This is a genomic window from Acinetobacter sp. WCHA39 (assembly GCF_002165385.1).
Taxonomy (GTDB): Bacteria; Pseudomonadota; Gammaproteobacteria; order Pseudomonadales; family Moraxellaceae; genus Acinetobacter.
Genome location: NZ_NHRP01000070.1, coordinates 1 through 2,904 on the forward strand (window position 1 = coordinate 1; position 2,904 = coordinate 2,904).

Below are 2,904 nucleotides of genomic sequence, written 5' to 3' on the forward strand. Positions count from 1 at the left end.
ATCAACAGGGTTTTCGGTCTCTAAGCACTTTTAAAAAGGAACTTCATCGACTCAAATCTCTATTTGCAACAGTGCCCAGAAAACTGAAGGAACCTCCATTGAATCGAACTAATATTTTTTTTGGTGAATCGCATTCTGACTGGTTGCCTGTCAGAGGCGGAGAATCTGGTGATTTTGTTTTTCGACGTGGTGACGGGCATGCCTTCGCGAAAATCGCACCTGCTTCCCGCCGCGGTGAGCTCGCTGGAGAGCGTGACCGCCTCATTTGGCTCAAAGGTCGAGGTGTGGCTTGCCCCGAGGTCATCAACTGGCAGGAGGAACAGGAGGGTGCATGCTTGGTGATAACGGCAATTCCGGGAGTACCGGCGGCTGATCTGTCTGGAGCGGATTTGCTCAAAGCGTGGCCGTCAATGGGGCAGCAACTTGGCGCTGTTCACAGCCTATCGGTTGATCAATGTCCGTTTGAGCGCAGGCTGTCGCGAATGTTCGGACGCGCCGTTGATGTGGTGTCCCGCAATGCCGTCAATCCCGACTTCTTACCGGACGAGGACAAGAGTACGCCGCAGCTCGATCTTTTGGCTCGTGTCGAACGAGAGCTACCGGTGCGGCTCGACCAAGAGCGCACCGATATGGTTGTTTGCCATGGTGATCCCTGCATGCCGAACTTCATGGTGGACCCTAAAACTCTTCAATGCACGGGTCTGATCGACCTTGGGCGGCTCGGAACAGCAGATCGCTATGCCGATTTGGCACTCATGATTGCTAACGCCGAAGAGAACTGGGCAGCGCCAGATGAAGCAGAGCGCGCCTTCGCTGTCCTATTCAATGTATTGGGGATCGAAGCCCCCGACCGCGAACGCCTTGCCTTCTATCTGCGATTGGACCCTCTGACTTGGGGTTGATGTTCATGCCGCCTGTTTTTCCTGCTCATTGGCACGTTTCGCAACCTGTTCTCATTGCGGACACCTTTTCCAGCCTCGTTTGGAAAGTTTCATTGCCAGACGGGACTCCTGCAATCGTCAAGGGATTGAAACCTATAGAAGACATTGCTGATGAACTGCGCGGGGCCGACTATCTGGTATGGCGCAATGGGAGGGGAGCAGTCCGGTTGCTCGGTCGTGAGAACAATCTGATGTTGCTCGAATATGCCGGGGAGCGAATGCTCTCTCACATCGTTGCCGAGCACGGCGACTACCAGGCGACCGAAATTGCAGCGGAACTAATGGCGAAGCTGTATGCCGCATCTGAGGAACCCCTGCCTTCTGCCCTTCTCCCGATCCGGGATCGCTTTGCAGCTTTGTTTCAGCGGGCGCGCGATGATCAAAACGCAGGTTGTCAAACTGACTACGTCCACGCGGCGATTATAGCCGATCAAATGATGAGCAATGCCTCGGAACTGCGTGGGCTACATGGCGATCTGCATCATGAAAACATCATGTTCTCCAGTCGCGGCTGGCTGGTGATAGATCCCGTCGGTCTGGTCGGTGAAGTGGGCTTTGGCGCCGCCAATATGTTCTACGATCCGGCTGACAGAGACGACCTTTGTCTCGATCCTAGACGCATTGCACAGATGGCGGACGCATTCTCTCGTGCGCTGGACGTCGATCCGCGTCGCCTGCTCGACCAGGCGTACGCTTATGGGTGCCTTTCCGCAGCTTGGAACGCGGATGGAGAAGAGGAGCAACGCGATCTAGCTATCGCGGCCGCGATCAAGCAGGTGCGACAGACGTCATACTAGATATCAAGCGACTTCTCCTATCCCCTGGGAACACATCAATCTCACCGGAGAATATCGCTGGCCAAAGCCTTAGCGTAGGATTCCGCCCCTTCCCGCAAACGACCCCCACCATACCAACAGCCCAAAACGCGATTTTTCTTTCCATGGTCATGCACTCCCACTTCATCGGAAAAAGGGCGGCCAGTTGGCCGCCCGTTGATCACATCGAGGCACCGTGCCCTTTCGACGCGGTGCGCGCCGGGGCGACGTTCGCCGCCTGCGCGTTGGTGGCCACGCCCCTGCCGTTGGCGTAAGCCACCGTGTAGGTGCGCCCGTCTACGATTTTCTCGCCCTTGGCTTCCAGCTCGGCGAAGGCCGAGCGCGGGTGTTCGACCACGCCCTTGCCGGAAAGCTGGTAGACCGCCTTGCTGTCACTGAACAGCACCTGCCCGGTGAAAGACGCATCTTTGCCGCTGCTGGCCTTGGTGGCCTCGCCGAGCTGGTAGATGCCCTTGGACAGACCGCTTTCCGGCAGCACTTTGAGCGTCGTCCACTCGCCTTTGATGACCTGATCTATCTGGCGGCTGCCGTTGAGCACGCACACCTTGCGCGAACCCTCGGGCATCATCTTGACCCCCGGCGCAGGGGTCGGGTTTTTCCAGCTCGGGGCTTGGTTATTCGCCATTACGTTGTTCTCCTTACGTCAGAAAAGAATACGGCCGCGAACGGCCGCGCCCTCAGTTGCAGCCTTTGCCGGACTGACCGGCCATCGGGTGCCCTTCCCACGTCGGCAGGATGATGTCCTTGGTCACCATGATGTTGAACTCGTAACCCGGACGGATTTCGAGCGTCGGCTGAATATTCATGTTGCGCTGTGCCATCTGCATACCGATCTGGCCCATCTGCTGGCCCAGCGAACCGGCGATGATTTGCGAACTGCTGTAGTTCTCGCCGTTGCTGGCTTGCGGCTGCGAGAGCTGGATACCGGCCGAGAAGACCGACAACAGCAAACCACTGCCGAAGATGCGGGCATAGTGGTTGTTCACCTTGTCGTTGAAACCAGCATAGCCACCCATGTCGGTGCCCGGCATGTTGTCAATCGAGATTGACGGGCACTGTTGCAAATAGGCTGACATGATAAGCTAAATATCTTATTTATTTCGAGATACAGCAGATGAATCCCTTCC

The 2,904-nt window shown here is 56.6% G+C and carries 4 protein-coding genes; 2 read left to right on the plus strand and 2 right to left on the minus strand.

From position 1 onward, the window contains the following. Nucleotides 1-98 precede the first annotated feature (98 nt). Nucleotides 99-902, plus strand: a complete 804-nt coding sequence (gene aph(3'')-Ib, locus CDG56_RS16520) for an aminoglycoside O-phosphotransferase APH(3'')-Ib (RefSeq protein ID WP_001082319.1) — start codon at nt 99-101, stop codon at nt 900-902. Further along, nucleotides 902-1,738, plus strand: coding sequence for an aminoglycoside O-phosphotransferase APH(6)-Id (locus CDG56_RS16525; protein ID WP_000480968.1), 837 nt, complete (start codon nt 902-904; stop codon nt 1,736-1,738). Before aph(3'')-Ib ends, CDG56_RS16525 begins: the two co-directional genes overlap by 1 nt. Before the next feature lie 199 nt (nt 1,739-1,937). Here CDG56_RS16525 and CDG56_RS16535 read toward each other — a convergent pair whose 3' ends face one another. Together CDG56_RS16535 and CDG56_RS16540 are read right to left on the minus strand one after the other, a co-directional pair. Then, complete coding sequence (locus tag CDG56_RS16535; protein WP_042088840.1) at nt 1,938-2,402, minus strand: KfrB domain-containing protein; 465 nt, start codon at nt 2,400-2,402, stop codon at nt 1,938-1,940. 52 nt (nt 2,403-2,454) lie between these two features. Further along, on the minus strand, nt 2,455-2,853 hold the full coding sequence (locus CDG56_RS16540; RefSeq protein WP_200462922.1) for a TrbI/VirB10 family protein: 399 nt from the start codon (nt 2,851-2,853) through the stop codon (nt 2,455-2,457). Between the last annotated feature and the right edge of the window lie 51 nt (nt 2,854-2,904).